Source organism: Rhizobium jaguaris (genome assembly GCF_003627755.1).
Lineage (GTDB): Bacteria > Pseudomonadota > Alphaproteobacteria > Rhizobiales > Rhizobiaceae > Rhizobium > Rhizobium jaguaris.
Map to the genome: position 1 here is coordinate 339,916 of NZ_CP032695.1, position 21,045 is coordinate 360,960.

Annotated in this window: 19 protein-coding genes; 7 read left to right on the forward strand and 12 right to left on the reverse strand. The window is 60.0% G+C overall.

Annotation, left to right across the window (positions count from 1 at the left end; genetic code table 11):
- The first annotated feature begins 1 nt into the window (after position 1).
- From CCGE525_RS23700 to CCGE525_RS23725, 6 genes are read left to right on the forward strand one after another with little or no spacing between them, the layout of a single operon-like run.
- Entirely contained in the window at positions 2–502 is a 501-nt protein-coding gene (locus CCGE525_RS23700; RefSeq protein WP_120706809.1) for a (2Fe-2S)-binding protein, read from the forward strand.
- Positions 499–2,919: an aerobic carbon-monoxide dehydrogenase large subunit gene (locus CCGE525_RS23705; RefSeq protein WP_120706810.1), complete on the forward strand. Its 2,421-nt coding sequence runs from the start codon at positions 499–501 to the stop codon at positions 2,917–2,919. Before CCGE525_RS23700 ends, CCGE525_RS23705 begins: the two co-directional genes overlap by 4 nt.
- A gap of 15 nt (positions 2,920–2,934) precedes the next feature.
- The gene (locus tag CCGE525_RS23710; protein WP_120706811.1) at positions 2,935–3,885 is read left to right on the forward strand and encodes an AAA family ATPase; all 951 of its coding nucleotides are present in this window, start codon (positions 2,935–2,937) and stop codon (positions 3,883–3,885) included.
- Positions 3,882–5,084 (forward strand): vWA domain-containing protein, encoded by a 1,203-nt coding sequence (locus CCGE525_RS23715; RefSeq protein ID WP_120706812.1) that lies wholly within the window; start codon positions 3,882–3,884, stop codon positions 5,082–5,084. Before CCGE525_RS23710 ends, CCGE525_RS23715 begins: the two co-directional genes overlap by 4 nt.
- A 12-nt stretch (positions 5,085–5,096) precedes the next feature.
- On the forward strand, positions 5,097–5,933 hold the full coding sequence (locus CCGE525_RS23720; protein WP_120706813.1) for an XdhC family protein: 837 nt from the start codon (positions 5,097–5,099) through the stop codon (positions 5,931–5,933).
- 15 nt (positions 5,934–5,948) lie between these two features.
- On the forward strand, positions 5,949–6,413 hold the full coding sequence (locus CCGE525_RS23725; RefSeq protein ID WP_120706814.1) for an SRPBCC family protein: 465 nt from the start codon (positions 5,949–5,951) through the stop codon (positions 6,411–6,413).
- 298 nt (positions 6,414–6,711) lie between these two features.
- On the opposite strand, the gene CCGE525_RS23735 is transcribed toward CCGE525_RS23725, so the two are convergent.
- The 12 genes from CCGE525_RS23735 to CCGE525_RS23790 all read right to left on the reverse strand — a co-directional run bounded on the left by CCGE525_RS23735 (position 6,712) and on the right by CCGE525_RS23790 (position 19,918).
- Positions 6,712–7,014, reverse strand: coding sequence for a hypothetical protein (locus CCGE525_RS23735; RefSeq protein WP_120708593.1), 303 nt, complete (start codon positions 7,012–7,014; stop codon positions 6,712–6,714).
- 199 nt (positions 7,015–7,213) lie between these two features.
- Positions 7,214–7,864, reverse strand: a complete 651-nt coding sequence (locus CCGE525_RS23740; protein WP_120706816.1) for a helix-turn-helix domain-containing protein — start codon at positions 7,862–7,864, stop codon at positions 7,214–7,216.
- Between the two features lie 324 nt (positions 7,865–8,188).
- Positions 8,189–8,773: an OmpA family protein gene (locus CCGE525_RS23745; RefSeq protein ID WP_120706817.1), complete on the reverse strand. Its 585-nt coding sequence runs from the start codon at positions 8,771–8,773 to the stop codon at positions 8,189–8,191.
- Positions 8,774–8,777: 4 nt separating this feature from the next.
- On the reverse strand, positions 8,778–9,197 hold the full coding sequence (locus CCGE525_RS23750) for a cysteine rich repeat-containing protein (protein WP_120706818.1): 420 nt from the start codon (positions 9,195–9,197) through the stop codon (positions 8,778–8,780).
- A gap of 306 nt (positions 9,198–9,503) precedes the next feature.
- Positions 9,504–9,866, reverse strand: coding sequence for a hypothetical protein (locus CCGE525_RS23755; protein ID WP_120706819.1), 363 nt, complete (start codon positions 9,864–9,866; stop codon positions 9,504–9,506).
- Positions 9,863–11,800: a tetratricopeptide repeat protein gene (locus CCGE525_RS23760; protein ID WP_120706820.1), complete on the reverse strand. Its 1,938-nt coding sequence runs from the start codon at positions 11,798–11,800 to the stop codon at positions 9,863–9,865. Before CCGE525_RS23760 ends, CCGE525_RS23755 begins: the two co-directional genes overlap by 4 nt.
- A gap of 159 nt (positions 11,801–11,959) precedes the next feature.
- Positions 11,960–12,601, reverse strand: coding sequence for a DUF3540 domain-containing protein (locus CCGE525_RS23765; protein ID WP_120706821.1), 642 nt, complete (start codon positions 12,599–12,601; stop codon positions 11,960–11,962).
- A gap of 32 nt (positions 12,602–12,633) precedes the next feature.
- On the reverse strand, positions 12,634–13,617 hold the full coding sequence (locus CCGE525_RS23770; RefSeq protein ID WP_120706822.1) for a hypothetical protein: 984 nt from the start codon (positions 13,615–13,617) through the stop codon (positions 12,634–12,636).
- A gap of 21 nt (positions 13,618–13,638) precedes the next feature.
- Entirely contained in the window at positions 13,639–15,168 is a 1,530-nt protein-coding gene (locus CCGE525_RS23775; protein ID WP_120706823.1) for a type VI secretion system Vgr family protein, read from the reverse strand.
- Between the two features lie 24 nt (positions 15,169–15,192).
- Entirely contained in the window at positions 15,193–15,594 is a 402-nt protein-coding gene (locus CCGE525_RS23780; RefSeq protein WP_120706824.1) for a PAAR-like domain-containing protein, read from the reverse strand.
- 3 nt (positions 15,595–15,597) lie between these two features.
- The gene (locus CCGE525_RS23785) at positions 15,598–16,713 is read right to left on the reverse strand and encodes a pentapeptide repeat-containing protein (protein WP_120706825.1); all 1,116 of its coding nucleotides are present in this window, start codon (positions 16,711–16,713) and stop codon (positions 15,598–15,600) included.
- Positions 16,706–19,918: a DUF2169 family type VI secretion system accessory protein gene (locus CCGE525_RS23790; RefSeq protein WP_120706826.1), complete on the reverse strand. Its 3,213-nt coding sequence runs from the start codon at positions 19,916–19,918 to the stop codon at positions 16,706–16,708. The genes CCGE525_RS23785 and CCGE525_RS23790 overlap by 8 nt, the downstream gene beginning before the upstream one ends.
- A 453-nt stretch (positions 19,919–20,371) precedes the next feature.
- Here CCGE525_RS23790 and CCGE525_RS23795 point away from each other — a divergent pair, with 453 nt between their 5' ends.
- Positions 20,372–20,884: an Hcp family type VI secretion system effector gene (locus CCGE525_RS23795; RefSeq protein ID WP_120706827.1), complete on the forward strand. Its 513-nt coding sequence runs from the start codon at positions 20,372–20,374 to the stop codon at positions 20,882–20,884.
- Positions 20,885–21,045: the final 161 nt, after the last annotated feature.

Below are 21,045 nucleotides of genomic sequence, written 5' to 3' on the forward strand. Positions count from 1 at the left end.
AATGGCGAAAACTCATGTGACAATGACGGTGAACGGTGCCGAGGTGGAGGGCCTTGTCGAGCCGCGAATGCTGCTCGTTCATTTCATCCGCGAAAACTTGGCCCTGACCGGCACCCATATCGGCTGCGAGACCACCCATTGCGGTGCTTGCACCGTCGATCTCGACGGCATGTCGGTCAAGAGCTGCACCGTCTTTGCGGTGCAGGCGCAGGGATCGCAGATCACCACGATCGAAGGAATCGCCAATCCCGATGGCACGTTGTCGGCTCTTCAGGAAGGCTTTCGCCAGATGCACGGCCTGCAATGCGGCTTCTGCACGCCGGGCATGATCGTGCGCGCCCACAGGCTGCTGCAGGAAAATCCGAACCCCACCGAGGAAGAAATCCGCTTTGGCATCGCTGGCAATCTGTGTCGCTGCACGGGTTACCAGAACATCGTCAAGGCCATCCAATATGCCGCCGCAAAAATCAACGGCGTTGAATTCAAGGAGGCGGCAGAATGAACGAGATGACCGTCACGCGCGAGCAGCGCGAAGCGAAGCTTGAGGGCATGGGCTGCAAACGCAAGCGGGTGGAGGACATTCGCTTCACCCAGGGCAAGGGCAATTACGTCGATGACGTCAAGCTGCCCGGTATGCTGCACGGGGATTTCGTCCGCTCGCCGTATCCGCACGCTCGCATCAAATCGATCGACAAGGACAAGGCGCTGAAGGTGCCGGGCGTTCTCGCCGTGCTGACGGCGGAAGACCTCAAGGGCGTCAATCTCGCCTGGATGCCGACGCTGGCCGGCGACGTCCAGATGGTGCTTGCCGATGGCAAGGTGCTGTTTCAGAACCAGGAAGTCGCGTTCGTCGTCGCAACCGACCGCTACGCCGCAGACGATGGCATCAATGCTGTCGAAGTCGAATATGAGGCATTGCCGGTTCTGATCGATCCCTTCCATTCGATGGACCCGGATGCACCTGTTCTGCGCGAAGACATCAAGGACAAGAAAGACGGGGCGCACGGGCCGCGCAAGCATCCCAACCACATCTTCGAATGGACGGTCGGCGACAAGGACCTGACAGACGCGGCTTTCCGCAAAGCGGAGGTGACGATCAAGGAGCTGATCTCCTATCACCGCACGCATCCGTCGCCGCTCGAAACCTGCCAATGCCTTTGCTCCTTCGATAAGGTCAAAGGTGAGCTGACGATTTGGGGCACATTCCAGGCGCCGCATGTCATCCGTACGGTTGTTGCGTTGATCTCCAAGATCCCGGAACACAAGATCCATGTGATCTCCCCGGATATCGGCGGGGGCTTCGGCAACAAGGTCGGCGCGTATCCGGGCTATATCTGCTCCGCCGTCGCATCGATCGTCACCGGCAAGCCGGTGAAATGGGTCGAGGACCGGATCGAGAACCTGACCAGTACCTCCTTTGCCCGCGATTATCACATGACCGCCGAAATCGCCGCGACGAAGGAAGGGAAGGTCACCGGCCTGCGTGTGCATGTGCTTGCCGATCACGGCGCCTTCGACGCCTGCGCCGATCCGTCCAAATGGCCGGCCGGCTTCTTCAACATCGTCACCGGCTCCTATGACTTTCCGACGGCGCATCTGGCGGTCGACGGTGTCTATACCAACAAGGCGCCCGGTGGCGTCGCTTATCGCTGCTCTTTCCGGGTGACCGAGGCGGCCTATTGCATCGAGCGGGCGATGGACATCCTTGCCCAGAAGCTTGGCATGGATCCGGTGGAACTTAGGTTGAAGAACTTCATTCGGCCCGAACAGTTTCCGTATCATTCGGCGCTCGGATGGGAATATGACTCCGGCGATTACCACACCGCTATGAAGAAAATGATGGAGACGGTCGATTACGCCGGCCTCCGTCGTGAGCAGGCCGAAAAACGCGACGCCTTCAAGCGCGGCGAAACTCGCGAGATCATGGGGCTCGGCGTTTCCTTCTTCACCGAAATCGTTGGCGCCGGACCGTCAAAGAATTGCGATATTCTCGGCATCGCTATGTTCGACAGTTGCGAAATCCGCCTGCATCCAACCGGCTCCGGCATTGCCCGCATGGGAACGAAGAGCCAGGGCCAGGGCCATGAGACGACCTGGGCGCAGATCATCGCCACGGAACTCGGCATCCCGGCCGACGATATTACGGTCGAGGAAGGCAATACCGATACCGCGCCCTACGGCCTCGGCACCTATGGTTCCCGCTCGACCCCCGTTGCAGGGGCGGCGATCGCCATGGCGGCGCGCAAGATCAGGGCCAAGGCGCAGATGATTGCCGCCTATATGCTCGAGATCCATGAGGACGATCTCGAATGGGATATCGACGGCTTCCGGGTGAAGGGCCTGCCGGAGAAGTTCAAGTCGATGAAGGATATTTGCTGGGCCGCTTACAACGCGCCGCCGCCAGGATTGGAGCCTGGGCTGGAGGCGGTCAGCTATTACGACCCGCCGAATATGACCTATCCTTTCGGCGCCTATCTCTGCGTCATGGATATTGATGTCGATACCGGTGTCTACAAGGTGCGCCGCTTCTATGCACTGGACGATTGCGGCACCCGCATCAATCCGATGATCATTGAAGGACAAGTGCATGGCGGGCTGACCGAAGCCTTTGCGATCGCTATGGGCCAGGAGATCCGTTACGATAATGACGGCAACGTCGTAACCGGCTCTTTCATGGACTTCTTCATGCCGACGGCGGTCGAAACGCCCCATTGGGAAACGGATTTTACCGTGACGCCTTCGCCCCATCACCCGATCGGCGCCAAGGGTGTCGGAGAAAGCCCGAACGTCGGCGGTGTTCCCGCCTTTTCCAATGCTGTCAACGATGCCTTCTCGTTTCTCGGCTCGACGCACATCCAGATGCCGCATGACTTCTGGCGCAACTGGCAGGCGGCGAAACGTCTCGGGGCGATCGCCTGACCGGAACCGCGTCTCATGTCCTCCACACGATCTGATTCCCACGATAAAAACGGCCTCCTCTCCGGAAACGGAGAGGGGGCGAAACGGGGCGAGGTTCTACCACGCCAGGTGATCACTGAGCGGCTTGTTGCGGCCGGCTATATCGCTGATCGTAATCTTGCGACCGCCATCGCCCTCATGCAGATGCTCGGCCGGCCTTTACTGCTGGAGGGAGAGGCCGGCGTCGGCAAGACGGAAGTGGCCAAGGCGCTCGCGATCGCGCATGAGACGGAACTAATCCGGCTGCAATGTTATGAAGGCCTCGACCAGTCCGCGGCGCTTTATGAATGGAACTATCAGCGGCAATTGCTGGCCATCCAGGCGCGGCAGGGCATGGACGCCGCCGAGATCGAGCGTGGGATATTTTCCGAGGACTATCTTCTTGAAAGACCGCTGTTGGCGGCGATCCGACGCCCGCGTCCGCCTGTCCTGCTTGTCGACGAGATTGATCGCGCCGACGAGGAGTTCGAAGCTTTCCTGTTGGAATTGCTGTCAGATTTTCAGATATCCATTCCTGAGCTCGGGACGGTGCGAGCCACGTCCATACCGCATGTGGTCCTGACCTCGAACGGGACACGCGAGCTCTCCGATGCGCTGCGCCGACGCTGCCTGTATCACTATGTCGACTATCCGGATGTCGACCGCGAGGCGCGCATCATCATGGCTCGGGTAGCCGGCGCCGGTGCATCATTGGCGCTGCAGGTTGCTCGTTTGGTCGAAAAGATCCGCAAAGAGGATCTGCGGAAGGTGCCCGGCGTGGCGGAAACGCTCGATTGGGCAGCCGTACTCGTCGGCCTTGATATTGTCGACCTGCATGCGGAGCCCGAGACCGTCCATGAGACGCTGATGTGTCTTTTGAAGACGCGGGAGGATCGCGTGCGGATCAGTCGCGAGGTGACGGAGCGCCTGCTTGGGAGGGTCGCATGAGCTGCTGCGATACGCTTCTGACTGCGGACGACATGAACGAATTTTCGCGCCTGGTTGCGAAGAGGCTCGCCGCTTTCCTGCGCACGCTTCGGGATAATGCATTCGCCGTCGGATTGAAGGAAGGTCAGGACGCCGCGTCGCTGATGCAGACGGAGATGGCGACCAGACCCGACTTGCTGCGTTCGGCTTTCAAGCATCTCTTTTGTGCCCGCAAGGCCGATTGGGACCGATTCGACGGGGTATTCGACGCCTTCTGGCTCGGCAAGCATCTGCGCTCCCGTGCGATCGTCTCGGATGCATCCAAGCCGTCCGGCAGTTCACAAGCTCAAGCCGCAGCCGATGATGCCAGGAGTGGGCCGGCCCTTGGCGATCAATTGCCGAAATCGGATGAGACGGACGATCGGGCAGGCGGGAGCGAAGGCCGTATGGAGGGTGCATCGCGGGTCGAAAGCCTTCAACAGACGGATTTCCGCAAACTGTCCGATCCGGACGCTATAGAAAAAGCACATATGATCGCCGCCCGGCTTGCCGCCGCCATGCGCGTCCGTTTGACCCGCCGGGATGTGGCCCGCCGCAAGGGGTATCGCCTCGACCTCAGGCGTACCATCCATCGCAATGTCAGCCATGGCGGCGTTCCGATCAATCCTGTGCGGCGCCGGCGTAAGACAAAGCCGTTGCGGCTCGTCATGCTGCTCGACGCTTCCGGCTCGATGAGCATGTATACCGGCATTTTCCTGCGCTTCATGCACGGCGTTCTCGACGCCTTTCGCGAGGCGGAAGCCTTTCTTTTCCACACGCAGCTTGCCCATGTCTCCGACGCGATGAAGGAGCGGGATGCCGCCCGTGCGCTCGATCGGCTGTCGATGATGGTGCAGGGCGCCGGCGGTGGCACGCGGATCGGCGAATGCCTGCAAACTTTCAATCGCGCCTATGCCGAACGGGTGATCCATTCGCGGACCTGCGTGATGATCGTCTCCGACGGCTACGAGACCGGCGATGCGGCATTGCTCGGCCGGGAAATGGCGGCGCTCGCGCGTCGCTGCCGACGGATCGTATGGCTCAACCCAATGATGGGCTGGGACGGTTATACGCCGGAAGCCTCAGGTATCAAGGCGGCATTGCCTTATGTGGACTTGCATGCGCCTGCCCATTCCTTGGAGAGCCTGGCGGCACTCGAACCCTATCTGGCCAAACTCTGAGGCAGGGATGTCATGACCGCCCATGTCGATGTGATGGAGTTGGTATCAAGAATGCGGTCCGCGGACGAAGCCTTCGTGCTCGCGACCGTCGTCCGCACGGTTTCGGTGACGGCCGCGAAAGCCGGAGCCAAGGCCGTGATCCGGCCCGACGGTACGATTGCGGCCGGGTGGATCGGCGGCGGCTGCGCCCGCGGCGCGGTCCTGAAGGCCGCACAGGATGCGCTGCTCGATGGCGAGTCGCGACTTGTCTCGGTTCAGCCTGAAAATCTTCTCGCCGAACTGGGCGTCCAGCCGGGCGAAAGTCGCGAGGGCATCCGCTTCGCCAAGAATACGTGTCCGAGCAAGGGTACGATGGACATCTTTGTCGAACCGGTACTGCCGCGCCCGTCCCTCGTAATCCTGGGGGCAAGTCCGGTCGCGATCGCATTGGCCGATCTTGCGCGGTACTTTGGATTTCACATAACCGCTGCAGCTCCGCCGGCCGATTTTACCGAGAGACCGAACGCCGATCTGCTTGTTGAGGGATTCGATATTCCGGAGACCTATTCTGCGCACTGCTACATCGTCGTTTCGACACAGAGCAAAGGCGACGAAGCAGCGCTGAGAGCGGCACTGAAGGCAGATGCCGCCTATCTCGGCTTTGTCGGCAGCCGGCGGAAAATAGCGGTGCTCAAGGCAAAGCTTGCCGCCGACGGCATCGACGCCGCCGCGCTGGCCAGGATCAAGGCTCCGGCCGGGCTCGATCTCGGGGCGATTACGCCGGAAGAGATAGCACTCTCGATTCTTGCCGAGATCATCGAACGGCGCAGGCATGGGCAACGCCAGCCTGCCGGCCGCCAATCATCATGAAAGAGGAGTTCTGATATGGATATGACAGGCAGCGAGCGGATTGACGCGCCCTTGAAAACCGTCTGGCAGGCGCTCAACGACCCCGACATCCTGCGCCAATGCATTCCCGGCTGCGAGAGGCTGGAAAAGATGTCCGATACCGATATGACGGCAACCGTTTCGCTTAAGATCGGTCCAATCAAGGCCCGGTTTGAAGGTGCCGTGCAACTGACCAATCTCAATCCACCGAATTCTTATCGCATTGCAGGCGAGGGCAAAGGCGGTGTCGTTGGTTTTGCCAAGGGCGGAGCCGACGTGCAACTGCACTCCGAAGGACTGGACGTCACGGTTCTCAGTTACGTGGTGAAGGCTGACGTGGGTGGAAAAATCGCCCAGCTTGGCGCGCGCCTGATCGATTCCACGGCCAAGAAACTAGCGGCCGAATTCTTTGCTACCTTTCGGGAGACAGTCGGCAAATCACAGGAAAGATTGGCAAGTTGACAACGGCATCATTTCGCCGCTGTTGAGATTTGCCGAGGCCCATCCGAAAATCGTGATCGATTTTTTTGCCGCGACCGGCAATGTCTGCGTCTCCTGCCATGCCAATCCAGCTGAAATCTCGTACACGAACTGGGACACAGCCAACACCGATCAGTGGACCGGCATCTTGCATTTCGAGCGTGAGTTCCAAAGCGTGTCGCGATCTTTCACTTTCGCTCCTTGCGCCTTAGACACTTGACTTTGCGCATGTCGTTATCGCAACGCTGCTCTGGTTGATTGGGGCCGCTTGATTGAGCGGCTAACGTCGGAGATCATAGGCCTGGCCCGAGGCACGGAGTTCCTGAAGGGTTTTGCCTACACAGTTTCCTCCCGCGGGACCGCCGACGGCCTTTGCCTGGCCGCCGAGCGAAATAGTCCCTGCAATCCTTTCTGAAGCGATGTAGGTCGCTGTACCGTCCTGTGTCACCCTCGAGAGGTAGAAGGCGTGCTGCGTGCCCTTCTGTTCACAGGTGATGACGATCGGGAAGTCGTCAAACGGGCCGCGCTGCGCGTAGGCTGCCGAAACCGACAGGTTAAGCGACAGGTAGGCCGTGGCCGCCATTACAGCCACCGGTTTGGACGCTCTGATTATAGATAGGCGAGCCATTGGTAGTCACCTCCAAGGAAGGGTGCGGGAGCGCGAGCGTAAGGATTGCGCGCCCGATGCTGCGGAAAATCTCCCCGCCGAGCAAATTGGCCTCGGCGACGTGGGAGGGGCGATGTCGCGGTTCGATGCGGCGTCAGATAGGCCGGCTCGAATCCTACATGCTAAGCGCTGCAAGAGCGTCGGCATTGACGATACGAACATAGCGTTGGCCTCGTCCGTGAAGGCGGATAATTCCGCTTGTCCGCAGTTTGGTGAACGAGCGCGCGACCGACTCGACTGTCAGTCCCAGATAATCGGCGATATCGGCGCGCGACATAACAAGCTCGAATTCGTTTACGCCGGGATGGCGATCAGCCATTTCTTTCATGAAGACGGCGACACGCTCGAGCGCGCTCTGGCGGACAATCATAAGTTGCCGTGAGTTCGCGTAAGCGAGGCTGGTCAGTGCGATGCCCAACAGGTTCACCGGCAGCGTTGGTAAGCCGCCGATAGAGAACGGCTGCAGCTGACAATCGCAAATAGCTTCCGCGAAATCGTCATGGAAGGGTCCATCCTGGAGGCCGAACCATTCCTCCGGCCCATAGAAGGAGAGGATGTGGCGCTGGCCGTTTTGCATGAGCCGGTAGACGCGAACCGCACCCGATTGGACCTGGTAGATCACATTCGCGCGTTGGCCTTCGCAGTAGATGCCCTGGCCAGCCCTTACCTTAAAAGCAGTGCTTGAGGTAGGTTTTCGCTGTTCCATAAAATCCATGCCCGTTGATGCAGGCAGATGGCGATCGACGGCTTGGTTTAGGGTCGTCATATGAATCTCACGTCCTTCCCTATTTTGGCCTTCCTGGCAATTGCTCGCAGTCCGGTCGTTCAGATGCTGAAGACAGTTTCGTCCGACCTAGAGCGGTTCAGCGTTTCACGGAATCGCCGTCCCGCTCTATCCCTTTGTTTTTACGCAATTCCGGACGGAAAACTGCTTCGCACTTTTCCTGGAATTGCTCTAGAGGAGGGTGGCTCCCATGTGTAACACTCAAGTTCGCGCCTGCGCGGTTCTTCGGTACAGGTCGTCGATTGAGATATGCCCGTCCCGGCTGCAGTCATTCCCATGTTGCCCAAGTGCTGGACGGTTCTTGCCTCACTTTTTTTGAGTGAAGACGCCGAGATTGACGAGTTGCACGCGCCTGTTGGCTGCGGCTTCTGTGTTGGAGCCTGGGATCGGGAAAGCCTCGCCGACACCGACGGCATAGAGCCGTTGCGGATCGACGGCGAAGGTGGTTCCCAGCGCTTCCTTGATGGCTGCGGCGCGCTGATCGCTGAGCTCGAGATTATGTTTCGCGTCGCCGGTCGAGCTGGAATGACCGATCACCAGAAACTTGTAGGCCCAAAGATTGGGATGGTGCAGGGCGTCGGCGATCAATCCGAGGGTGCGATAGGATTCCGGCTCGATGGCGACCGAGTCATTTTCGAAATTGATCTCGACGACCATCTGCGGCAGCTGGCCGATCCTGCTCCAATTGGGCAGCGCCGACATCGGCTGGCCCGCCCCTTTCATCGCCTCCTGGCGCAACAGTTCGACATCGACGGCTTGGGCGTTCGCCTTGAGTTTGCCGAGCCCCGAAATGATCCGTTGCTGGGATACCTGCTGGGCGACGGCGAGGCCTGCCGGCACCATGGAGACGGCAAGGAGAACTGCGAGTGTCTTGAAGGAACGCGCGATCATGGTTTTACCTCCAGCCTGCATCGGTGATTGCCTGGCTGCACTTGTCGGTGGTCAGCTTGTTCTTGACGAGGCAGGCGAGAATATTGCCGTCGCCCTTGATGCCTCTGCAGCGCTGGGCAATGTCGAACCTGCAGACGTCGCTATAGGCCGCCTGCGCCTGCTCGCGCAGGCTGATCGACTGGACGACGCTGGCGACCGAGGCCTTGCAGGTCGGCGACACCTTCGCGGCGTTCTGCTGGAGACAATCGGCGATGCGGCCGCCACCGAGGTTCAGACCGCTGCAGAATTTGTGGATGTCGGAACCGCAGTCGCCCGCCAGTTTCGTGATCGCATCCGCATAGCTCATGGTCTGGGCCTGCACGAGCCCGCCGTGCACAATGCAGGCAAGCGCAACCGCCGCGAAAAGATTGCTTCTCCTCGACATTCTTGTCCCCCATGGAGATTTCAACGCCGGGATCGGCGTGCCGGCAAAACCTGCCCGAAAGCTAACGCGCACGGAAGTAAGTTACGGTTATGTTACGGTAACGTCGTCGCAGACACGCCTGCATTGCGCATCGATATGAATTGCACGCCGTCTGTCCAAACGCCGCGCTTGCGCTGCCAAATTTCAGGACTGGCCAACCGCTTGCCTTCGCGCGAGAATTCAATGTGTAAACTACCGTAAAATACGCTTTCGTTCTCGCCCAACCGCCGCGAGATTCGGCAACAATGTTTCCAAGCAAGCCCGAACCTAGCCGGCACGCACGCCGCCGTTGATGACCGTCGGGCTGACCTCGATCGAGAGGTATGCCAGCGTCTTGCGGTCAAGGACGATCCGCCCGTTGACTTCGTAGCCTGTACCGTTCTCGGCGGCATGCCCCTCGACGGCAAAGACGATTGTGGCGCGATCGGCGAATTTCGTGATGTCGACGGGCGATATGCGAAGGTCGATGGCAAGGTTGCGGCCATTGCTCATGACCACCTCCGCGCGGCCCAGCGATTGCAGCGTCGCGGCCTTGCTGAGGAACACCTGCGCTGTGCGATTGCGAAGATAATCGTGAAGGGCGGCGCGAAGCGCATCGGGTTCACGCGTTGGCGGACGCCAGGATGTCATGGCTTGCCTCTCTCGGCTGCGGAAAGGTTAGTCGGATCACGACCGTTCGATGCGAGGGACGGGACGCACAGAGAGCGGCAGAATTCTCCGATCGCCGGTGCAATTTCCTCGATCCCCGCGGCCCAGCTGCCGATGGTCCCAGTCTTGAGGACCTTCACGGTAGGATACCAGGATGAAACGCCATCCTGGTTATGCCAGTACCACGGCCAGTTCGGTAGCGTCAGCAGCAGGGCTTTCGCGCCCATGGCGCCGGCCAGATGCAGGGGAACTCCGTTCGGGCCGATGATCGCATCCGTCTCGGCGATAACAGCGGCAAGATCGGCCATCGACGTGAAATGAACGCCGGCATCGATCACGAGAGACCAATCGGAAAGTTGATGGCGCGCTTCGTCCCACATGACGCTGACGAGGGTGCCCTGGAAACCGTTGAAGGCGGTCCGGTAGTCGTCAAGGAGCAGCCCCGGGCGCGTTGCGTCCCACGCCAGTGCAATTAACGGCCGTGGCAGTCCGGCAAGCGAGCGGCGCCAGATTTCCCGCCTCTCCTCGGGTGCTCTGGCATAGGGTACGGTCGAGGTCATAGTGCCGCGCATGCCCTCGGGAAGTGCCAGGGTGTAGGAGAGCGGCAGGGCGCGGACGATGTCATCCCTGTCGTCGGCCTCCGGCATGTCATTGGCTTCGAAACGTTTGCCTGGCATGAGAGCGACGATATCGGCAAGGCTTGACGCCCCGAGCACTCTCGTCGGAGGGCCGGTTTCCGGCGGGCACAGGTTGAAGCGCAGCAAGACCATGGCATCGAGGCTGGAGAGATTGCCGTCGATGACCAGGCTCGTTTCGGCAAGCGCCGCAGGTAGCTCATCGTTTTCGGCGTTTTTCCCGCCATGTTGCGTCAGGCCGAGCATGGCATGCAGATCCGTCTGCGGGAATGTGGCCGCCACCTTGTCGAAGAGCCCCAGCGTCAGGCAGCAATCGCGGATGAGAGCCGTGGCCAACATCTTGCGTGTCGGGCTCAGCGTCGCGAATTTGGCCGCCAGCGGCTGCAGCAGGCGCAGCGCCTGAGCCGGATTGCCGGAAATTCTGTAGGCGCCGGCAAGCGTCAGCGCCGCCTCGATTTTTTCGGGGTGCTGCTTGGCGATCGCAACGAATTCGGCGAGCGCGGCTTCTGCGTCGCCACGGTAGGCCATGACCTTCACATAAGTCTGCCAGCCGGAGAGAAGGTGCGGCATCAGGGTGACGACACGCTTGGCCAGGCGATGCGCTTCCGTCAGTTGACCGACACTGAGAAGCGTTTCGGCGAGGTAGCTCAGAAGAGGAACATTCGAAGGCTGCTGCAGATGGGCGCGCTCCAGGTAAGGGAGGGCTTCGGCATGGTTGCCGAGGACGGAAAGCTGCGAGCCGACGAGTGCGAGCAGGTCGGGATTGTCCGGATTCTGGGTGAGGGCCTTATGGCTGTAGGCCAACGCCGGCTCCGACAGGCCGTCGTCCAGATACATCTGCGACAGCGCGGTCAGCAGACCGGCATCGTTCGGATGATGTCTCAAAGCTGCGATGAGCAACCGTTCGGCAGCCTTCTGATCGCCGCCCTGCAGCAATGTGCCTGCTTTGAGCTTGTTGATTTCGGGATGATGCGGATCCTGCGTCAGGCCCTGCTCGATGGCGACGGCCGCGACATCCGAACGGTCCGATAGAAGCGCCACCCTAGCAAGCAGCGCGAAAACCTCGCAATCATCGTTGACCCGTGACGCAGCGCGCATGGCAAGATCCATCGCCTCGTCCAGCCGGCCTTCCGTTAGGCGGATCGCCGCGAGTTCCTTGAGGGCGGGGATGTTCGAGGGACTGACATCCAGCACGCTCTCATAGAGTAGACTGGCGTCATCATTGCGCCCGGCGGACCGGTGGCCTCTGGCGGCGGAGAGCCGTTCGTCGATCAGCAACATTCCGCAGCACCATCTGAGCAGTTCCACGAAAACCGCGCCGCGGCTTTCTCGCCGGAATCGCGGAAGAACAAAGAGATGGAGCAGTTTTTCGATGCCATGGAAGCTCGAACCGCACCAGTCCGCGGCGAGAAAAGTGGTGGGTTGGGGGAACCCGGCCGATCAGCCGACACTGACGCGCTCCGCATCCAGCCTGACATCACGCTGGGCTGTGACAAGGGCGATCTCGCTGTTTTGCGTGGCGACCGTGTCGATGTTTTGCACCAGCGTGCCGGCATTCAGCGTCTCCACCTCGGTAATGACAGCGGTTCGTACGTCCGCTTTTGTCGTCAGGCTGCGGGCGCCGATCGTCTTGTCGATGACGGTTTCGACGATGGTCTTGAAATTGCTGGTCAGAATCTGGCCCGCATGCGCCATGTTGCGCGCGAGCAGGGTCAATTGCCGCGCGGCGAGGTTCATCGAGGGCGCACTCAGCTCCAGCGTTTCGCCGGCGCTGATGGTAACCTTGCGGGCTCCGGGAACGGAAATTTCGGCCGCGTGCTGGCTTTCCCGTTCAAGGACGGCAAGGACATAGGTTTCGCTGCCGATCATGCAGAGAAGGACGCGATCGCCGATCGCCGGCGCTAGCAGGCAGCTTGCCGCTTGCCGGGCAAGAACGCTCTCTCCTGCGTCGGTCTCGACGCCTGCCTCAGTAGCGGTCATCAGAGTTTTCACCGTGCCGCGGATCAATCCGTTGGAGGCGGCCGGCGGCAGTTTTGTCGCGGCATGCTGAACCGTCGATCGGCTCGTCATGGGTCCTGTCATGCTATTTCCCCATCCGGTTTTCCGGCATTGCGTCACATGGTGCTTTTGATTTCGGATATTTCGGAGTCCGGTCCGCTGACCTTCGAAACCACGCCCTTGACCCAGGTCTGCACACCTGCATCCCCTGAATCGACGGCCTTGGTTTCGTTGCTGACCGCAGTTTCGTCGGCCTTTGTGACGGTTGTTTCCGCCTTGGCTCCGAAGATGAAGAAGTTGGCCTTGGCCGCGACGAACTTGCCTTCTTTCATTTCGTATTTGTTGCGGACGAAGTCCACCTTTATGAGGCCTATGTCGACCTTGACGACGTAGAGGGTCATGGCGATGCTGAGCGAGATCGTCAGGTCGATAGAGGTCGTGATGCTTAGTGCGTCGCCCAGCCAATAGGAAAACTTGCCGCCCAGCGTCACGTCGACCATGCCGCCGAGCTTATAGGTGTAGACGTTGCATCGGTAGTAGCTGAAACTGTCCGAGGTGGTGGATTTGAATTCGTTGCCGTTGATCTCGATGGTGGCCTGCAGACCTTTGGTCGTCAGGTTCCCTTGACCGTTGCCGGCGATGATCGTGATGGCTTTCGACTGAGCATTCTGGATCGTTATCGTCTCATTCGAGGTGACGAGGATATCCTTGTCCGCATGGACATTCAGCTTGTCCTCAGTGTCGATATTGATCGAGCCCGTGCTATGCAGATAGGTCTGGTCGGAGCTGCGCATCAGCAGTCGGCCGTTGCAGGCAAGCAGGATACCCTTCCCGACGCTCTGACTTCCGTTTGATGTCTCGTCCTTGACATGATCTCTGGGAAAAAACAGCGCACGATTGGCGCCATTTTTCTGTGCGCCGGTCTCCATGTCCGAATAGCTGCCAAGCCGGAAATAGGAGCCTGGCGTGCTGCTGTCGTCGGTCGCGACAGTGGAATCCTTGCCCAATGCGCCGGGGACGAAGAGATAGGTGGAGGAGTTCTGGTAAGCCGTACCGGAAGTATCGGAGACTGAAACCGAAGAGGAGGATGCGTCGGTCATTGCCGTGTCCTTTGGCTATCGTCAGCTGGCGGCGCCGTCGCACATCTGCAGGATGATGCCGGATGCGGTGCGCGTGCGATGAGCGACATTGCTGTTGGTTTGTGTGACGGGATTGGAAAAGTGGGCATTGGAAAAGGCACCCATGATGACCGGCCGGTCCGGGTCGCCATGCAGGAAACCAAGGATAACTTCCGTGCCGACATTCAGCGTCGAATGCGAGCCGAAGCCGTCACCGCCGCCATAGGGCTCGGCCTTGCGCACCAGATAGCTGGCCTTGCCGCCGGAAAGGCCGCTCTCCTCGTCCATGATGCGGATGCGGTAGCGGCCGTACTGATCGAGTTCTGCCCGCTTGGAGCTGCCTTCGCCGTCGACGAAGCCGATCAGGAAGCCGTTGACGACGGGTTTCGGCGTCAAAAGCGGCGGACGGTATTGAGTATTGAAGGGAATGCAGGTGAAGCGGTTGCGATAGGGCTCGCTCTTTTTGTCCGTTGAGCTGAAGCCGAGCGGCGTGGGCTCGGTCATCTCATGCTCGGCATGGGTGATGACGTAATAGGCTTCGAGTTCGGCGATCGGATGATCGACAAGCTTGAAGATTATTCCGGGCCGGAGCAGCGGAATATTGCTTTCACCGACAAATGTCAGCCGTTCGGCGGCCACCTGCTCCATCCGCCGCGTCGCCAGGAAATTGCCTTCGCCGACCGTTCGGTAATTCTCGCCGTAGCGCACGTCGATGCCCTGGCCGGAATAGGTCGCTGAATGGGAAACGGAGAGATCGACCGTCGGCGTTTCATCGTTGAATTCCCGGCGATGGATCGATCCGGCCGCAACCTTGTAGGTGCCCTTGAAGGAGCGGATAGCAAAGTCGCCCTGGCTGCGGATCTGGGCTTCGCCACGAAACGGCAGCTCCTCGGTCAGCTTGCGTCCCGACACGCGGCGGAAATGCTCCTTGCGGTCGCAGAACTGGACGACCTCCTGATCGCCGCTTTGATCGAACATGTAGAAGATGCCGAATTTTTCGCTGAGCCGCGAGATGAAATCGAAATCGCTTTCATTGTACTGCATGGTGAAATCGAGCTTCGGATAGCTCGACTTGTCGGCAAGTATCTGATGCAGGATGGAGCGGCCGATGCGGCTGGAGGCGGTTTTGGAGCCGCTCTTGTTGCCGTCGCTCAATTCCTTCTCGACAATGTCGACCACGTTCATGTCGTGATCGGTGCCGTAGATCTGGTTTTGCCGGCTAAGCCTCATCAGGGCCAATTCGGGGGCGATGACGAAGCGGTAGCAGAATTCGCGGTTGGTGGTCGGATCGAGCGTTGTTGCGGCGGCAACGATGCCGTGGACCACGGCTTCCTCGTCAAGCACGCGCAGCTCGAGTTTCGCCGCCTTGCCGAGCATCTGCTCGATCTGAAGCGGAGTACGGCAAACGACATCGGCCTCGAATTCATAGGCGCTCGACAGCGCCTCGCGTCCCCTGACGCTTTCGACGTAGACCGCGTCCGACGTTGTTCCCGGCAGCGTGATCAGCATTTCCTGCATGCTATTCGTGCTCATCTTCTACTCTCTCGGCTGTTGTCGTCAGGCGCTCGGGTTGACCAGGCACACTTGGGAGGGAACGATCGTCATCCCGACCGAATTGGGCGATATGCCGTTCTGCAGGGTGGGATCCAGCAATGCGCGGGTGGCCGGCATTGCTTGAATGAAGAATTTGACGGAGCCGATGGCATTGTGGCTCTCGGAACATACCATGCCCGATGCGACGCCGGGGCCGGGGCCGCTGATCGTGACCGGCGCCTCGTTCATGAGATTGTGCGACGGCATGCACATGATCAGGAATCGGAAATTCGTCGGAATATCGGTAGGGCGCATCCCCATGCTGATGAAAGGAACGGGAACGGGACCGACGGGTGTGGGCTGCAGGTAGACGTCAGGCGCCGAGAAATCCATTCCCGGAATGGGCCCTTGTGAATTCACGAACATTCTTTACCTCGTCTCCCTGGTATCTTCTTCATCGAGCACGACGATCCGCGGCGAATAGAGCTCGCTGATGGCTCGGTCCTGGTCTGTCTCGATCACGCTGCCGGATGCGCCGGCGAACAGCGCGCCATCGCGCCTGGCTGCATGAAACTTGGTATTTGAAAAGGTCGCGGCGCCGAAATTGCCGGCGGAAAGATCGGCACGGGAAAAGTCAGCCTGCTGCAGGCTGCAGCGTTCGAATTGCGCGGCTTTCGCGTCGGCTTCGGTGAAAGCGGCCGAATAGAGCTGGCTGCCGTTGAAGATCGCGCCCTTGATGCTGGACTGGACGAAATTCGACATCGACAGATTGCTGTTCGACAAGTCGAGCCCGTCCATCCTGCTTTTGGTGAAGCAGGTCATATTCCCCGAAATTCCCGAAGCCGATGCCCCCTCGAAATCGCAATCGGCAAAAACGCTGCCGTCAAGTCGGGCGGCATCGAGACGCGCCTGCGTGAACTTACCCTTGTAGAAGGTACATCTCTGCAGCGATTGTCCTTTGAGATCCTTACCCGAAAGGTCGGCTTCGGAAAAAACGGCGGTGTCGATATGTACATCGGTCAAATCGATATCGCGCAGATCGGCCTTGGTCAGCATGACGCTGGAAAGCACCGCCCCCGTCAGCGATAGTCCCTGGATCGGACAATCGAGGAAGGCCGAGCGCTCCACGGTGACATCCCGGAAATCGGTCTGCGAAATATCCGTCTTGGCAAAGGATGCCTTGGCGATCGCCGCACCCTGATATGCGGCGCGGGCCGCCTTGCCGGCGACGAATTGCGTCGTTTCCAATTGACAATCGCGGAAATCGGCGCGCGAGAGGTCGCAGTCGACAAAGCGCGTGCCGGACAGGATGCAGCCGGTGAAGACCGTGTCCGAAAGATCGCAGCTGGTGAAGGAGGCGCCGGTCAGGTCCGCGTCGACGAACAAGCTGGATTTGAGGGTGCAGAGCACGAAGGACGCTTTCCGCATCGATTGCCGCGAAAAATCGGTGCCGGAAGCGATCTTCAGCATCACAGGCTGGGCGTGAGCCAGGTAATCGAAAATCTCGTCGAGATTGGTCGGTAATCTCTCGGGTTGCTTAGGCATCGCTTGGCGCCTCCAGCAGTGTCTTGCCCAGATTGGCGCCCGTCAGGTCGCAGCTTCCAAGCATCGCGTCTGTCAAATTGGCGAGATAGAGGTTGGCGCCGCGCAGCGAGGTCCGCCGCAGATCGACCTTGCCGATCGACGCGCCATAAAGATTGGCGCCGAAGAGATCGCTGTCGGCAAGGATGGATTTGTCGAAGCGGGCACGTTTCAGCGAGGCAAGACGCAGATCGGACGCGCTCATATCGCAATCGTTGAAAAGGCAGGAGTCGCACCGCGCCCGCAAAAAGCAGGACTCCGTCATGTCGGCAGTGTTCCAGGATGTATCGGTGGCCACGATCTCCTCGAAGCCGCCGCCGCTCAGATCGCCCTTGCCGATGAAGCCGACGCAGTTCATCTGGGCATGCGCGAAATTCGCGCCAGGCGCCGTCAGTTCCATGAAAGCAACCCGTTCCAGCGCTACTTCCCTGAAGGATGCGGCCCTCATGGAGAGCACCATGAAGGAGGCGCGGCTGACGCGCGCCTTGTCCAGAACCAGACCATCGGCTTTGCCTTTCAGTATCTGCGCTTCGGCCAAATCGGCGCCGCTGAAGTCGGCGTCGTCGAGAACCGATTCAATAATCGTGATCCGTGACGCGCGCATTTCACGCGCCGATGCTCCGGTGAAATCCGTGCCGACCAGCGTGCAGTTGTCGAGTTGGCATCGGTCGAGCCTGCTGCCGCGCAGGACGGCCTTGCTAAGGTTCGCCTTGCTCATTGCTGCACCGCTGAAATCTGCGCCGCTAAGGATGGCCTCGGTAAAGACCGCGCCTTCCAGATTCGCGCCCGCGAAACAAGCATTGGTGAGATCGGCGCGCTCGAAGAATGTTGCGCGCAGATCGAGGCCGCTGAAGTCCGCGTTGCGCAGGTCGGCGCCGGCAAGATCGGCGCCTCTGAAGTCATGACCTTCTTTCAGCTTTTCGATCACGAAAGCGCCGAGACGTTCGGCAACACCGGGCAGGAAAGCCTGCATCGGAAAGATAGCAGCCGGAGTCTTCTGCCTGCCGGCGAGGATCGCTTCGTCGACCATCTCCTCGGCCTCGTCCAAATTGTCCAAGGCCTCCGATCTCTTGCGTTCCACCAATGTGGCTGGAGCCAGCGCCCTGGCCTCCTGGTCCGTGGCGGGAGGCGTAAATTCCCGGACTTTCGACATCAGGCGCTCGATGGCGTCGCCTTCGTCGCCGTTGCCCACCAGATGCGGGAACTTGGCATCGATGGTTGCCGCTGCCTTTGCGAGCGCCTGTTCGGCATCGCTGCGGTCGAATGCGATCTCCTCCGTCGGAAACAGCCCAGCCGGTGAGGTCGTTGCCTCGCCGGCCGGCGTCTTCGTCGTCATATTGCCGAAGAGATCAGCGAATTCGCGGTGCACATCTGCTGTCTGATCAAAGGCCTGACTGAAGTCGAAACTGTCGAGTTTGGTGTTCCGGATCGATTGCCGCGCTTCGAACAGCAGCGAGCCTTCCGGTTGCCGCATCGCCCGGGCACAGGCAGCCGCAAATTGTTTCTCGACCGCTTCGGCATCCACGGGGCCGCTGTCGGAAAGCGTGTCGAAAATATTGTCCAGTTCGTCCGGCAGATGCGCGAAGGCCTCGCCGGAGAATTCGGGATGGAGCCCTTCCAGCGCGGTCTTGTTGTCGCCGAGGACCCGACCGGCACCGGCAAGGCCGGCCGTGAAGTCCTCGTCGAGGCTGAGATCGGGGAAGCGTGCCATATGGGCGTCGTCGGCGATCGGCTGCGCCAGGAAATCATTCAGAAATGCCGGCGTCGATTTTACCAGGGCGCGGCGCTGAAGTTCGGCGGCCGCCATCTCCCGGTCCCGCATTTCGAGAAGCGCCTTTTCCATGGTCTTCACGTCATCGATAAGCTCTGCAAGGTCGAAATCGCCGTCGGCGATTTCCTGCGCGGTCGGCTGAGGAACCAGTGGCAAGGCGTCGACACCGCTGCTGTCGAACGGCGATACGATGTCGGCAGGCAGGCCCTGGTCCTCAACAACTTTTCTTGCGGCCCAATTCAGATTGTCGATGAACTGCAACTGCTTTGCGCGCGCGTCCTCGAGCTTTGCCGCGCGGCGAGCCGAGACGATGGCGGGATCGACCTCGGGCATCAGCTGGAAGTCGGAGAAGGCATGCTTATGGGCTTCCTGCCGATCGGTACGCAATGTGAAAATATGGCGGTAGTAGTCCGCAGGGCGGGGAGGCGCTTCGGCATGTTCCATGGCGATCATTACCGTAGCGATATCCGCACAGAAGGAATCGGTGTCCTTTGCCAGGGCGCGGAACGCCATCGTCGCCTTGGTGATATTGGGAAACAGAGTCACGGTATCGCAGACCATCCGCGTTTCGGTGAGACTGCCATCGCTGCTGCGGTGGACGAAGGCGCGAAGCCGCACATTCGGCAACCGGCCGGCGGCAAGGCCTCCGAGCGACATGCCTGAGACGGCAAAGGCTTCATCACCGGTGAAATGTGCATCGAAGCGCTGATCCCCGGGTGCATCGCAGCGGAAAAGTGGATTGAAGTCCGCCGGCTTCCGCGGCGAGACGTTCTTGATCCAGTGCTGGTCGTAGGTCCCGGCATAGCGCATGCGCTGCGCCGCATCGGGGGGCAGAGGCCCGAAACCGACCGGCAGAGGCCTGTCGTCTATCGAGCGTATCGGCCGGTCGGCATCCTCGACGTTGGGCAGGGGTGCTTCATAGCCTGCTTCGACGATCTGCCGGGCCTTATCGCCTTTTCCGCGAGGGTTGACCTTGTGGTCCGGACCGCCGAACGCATGCTGGTCGTCGATCGGCATCCGATCGAACGGCCGGGCCTCGGTCATGACGATCCCGCGATCCGTCATCCGCCAGTAGCGATCGCCGAAAACGGCAAGCCGCTTCTCGATCGCTCCCAGTCTTGCGGTGACCCTGATGCCGGTGACCGGCTGGTCGCCCGGCGCAAGCGCCGCTCCGGCGACGATCATTTCGCCCTTGGGTTTCAATTGCCCTTTGTCGAAGATGGCGCCCTTGGGCATCTGCTCGACGACCATCGGCCACAGCGCCTGGTCGGTCAAAAACTTGCCGGGGGTTGCGAAATCGAACAGAAGAAAGGCGGAAAGGGTCATCTGCCCACCGCGTTCGGCCGGTTCCATATGAACGGCGGTGGCAATGCGCGACGGCTTGATGATGGCTGGCATGCTCGTCGCTCCTCTTCTGAAAACTCAGCTCCGGCCCGACTGGCTTCCGCCATGATGAAGGATGACGCGAAAGGTCGGCTGAGGTCTGTCGGGCAAATTTCTCCGATCGGCCGATATCGTCAATTCCAGAAAAAATGCGCAGTGCCTATTTCAGCAATGAGGGGCGGGACCCGGAAAGCCAATGAAATCAATCGGACCCGTCCCCTGGATGGTGCGGTCCGTCGATTTTTCCGACCGGAGCGTACGTATGGAAACCCGCGCGGTTAGAGCGGTGCTGAGAAGAAAACTGCGCAGATGAAAGTGGGTGAAAAATCGGCGTCGCCGCTTCAAGCCACTGATTAAGCTTGGAGAATTTTTCAGCGATGAGTTTGGCATGCTGCTTGCTGCTGTTGTTGGCGCTGACACCCTCGAACCGTCAGTTGATCATTCGCGATTTTTCTGGAGACATTTTTCATGGCTAACATTGGCTACATTACCATCAGTGGCGCTACTCAGGGTGCCATCACCAAGGACGCTTCGACCGCTGACTCCATCGGCAACACCTGGCAGGAAGGCCACGAAGCCGAATCCATCGTCTACTCGTTCCGCAGCAACGCGATCGTTCCGCGCGATCCGAACTCCGGCACTGCCATCGGCACGCGCCGCCATGAGCCGGCTGTGTTCGTCAAGCCGCTCGACAAGGCTTCTCCGATGCTCTGGCAGGCGCTCGCCACCGGCGAAAACCTCGAGATCGAACTGAAGTTCTGGCGCACCTCGACCAAGGGCACGCAGGAACACTACTTCACCATCAAGTGGACGGATGCCGTTCTCGTCGAAGGCAAGACGATCCTCCCGGACGTGAATGACTCCGCCAACGATCATCGCGGCAACATCGAAGAATGGTCGTTCACCTACCGCAAGTGCGACTGGACGCACGAGAAGGCCGGCACCTCGGCTTCCGACGACTGGCGCAAGCCGGTTGCCTGATCCAGCTCACGCAGCGATTGCTCCACTTCGGAGCCTGCGATGCTCGATTGCGGCCGTTCCCGTATCTTGCGGGGGCGGCTTTCATCAAAAGCTGATTTCGTGACAGTTGAAAAATTCCTGTTACATCGGCGCGCTAGCGATACCTCGATAGTATTTTCAAT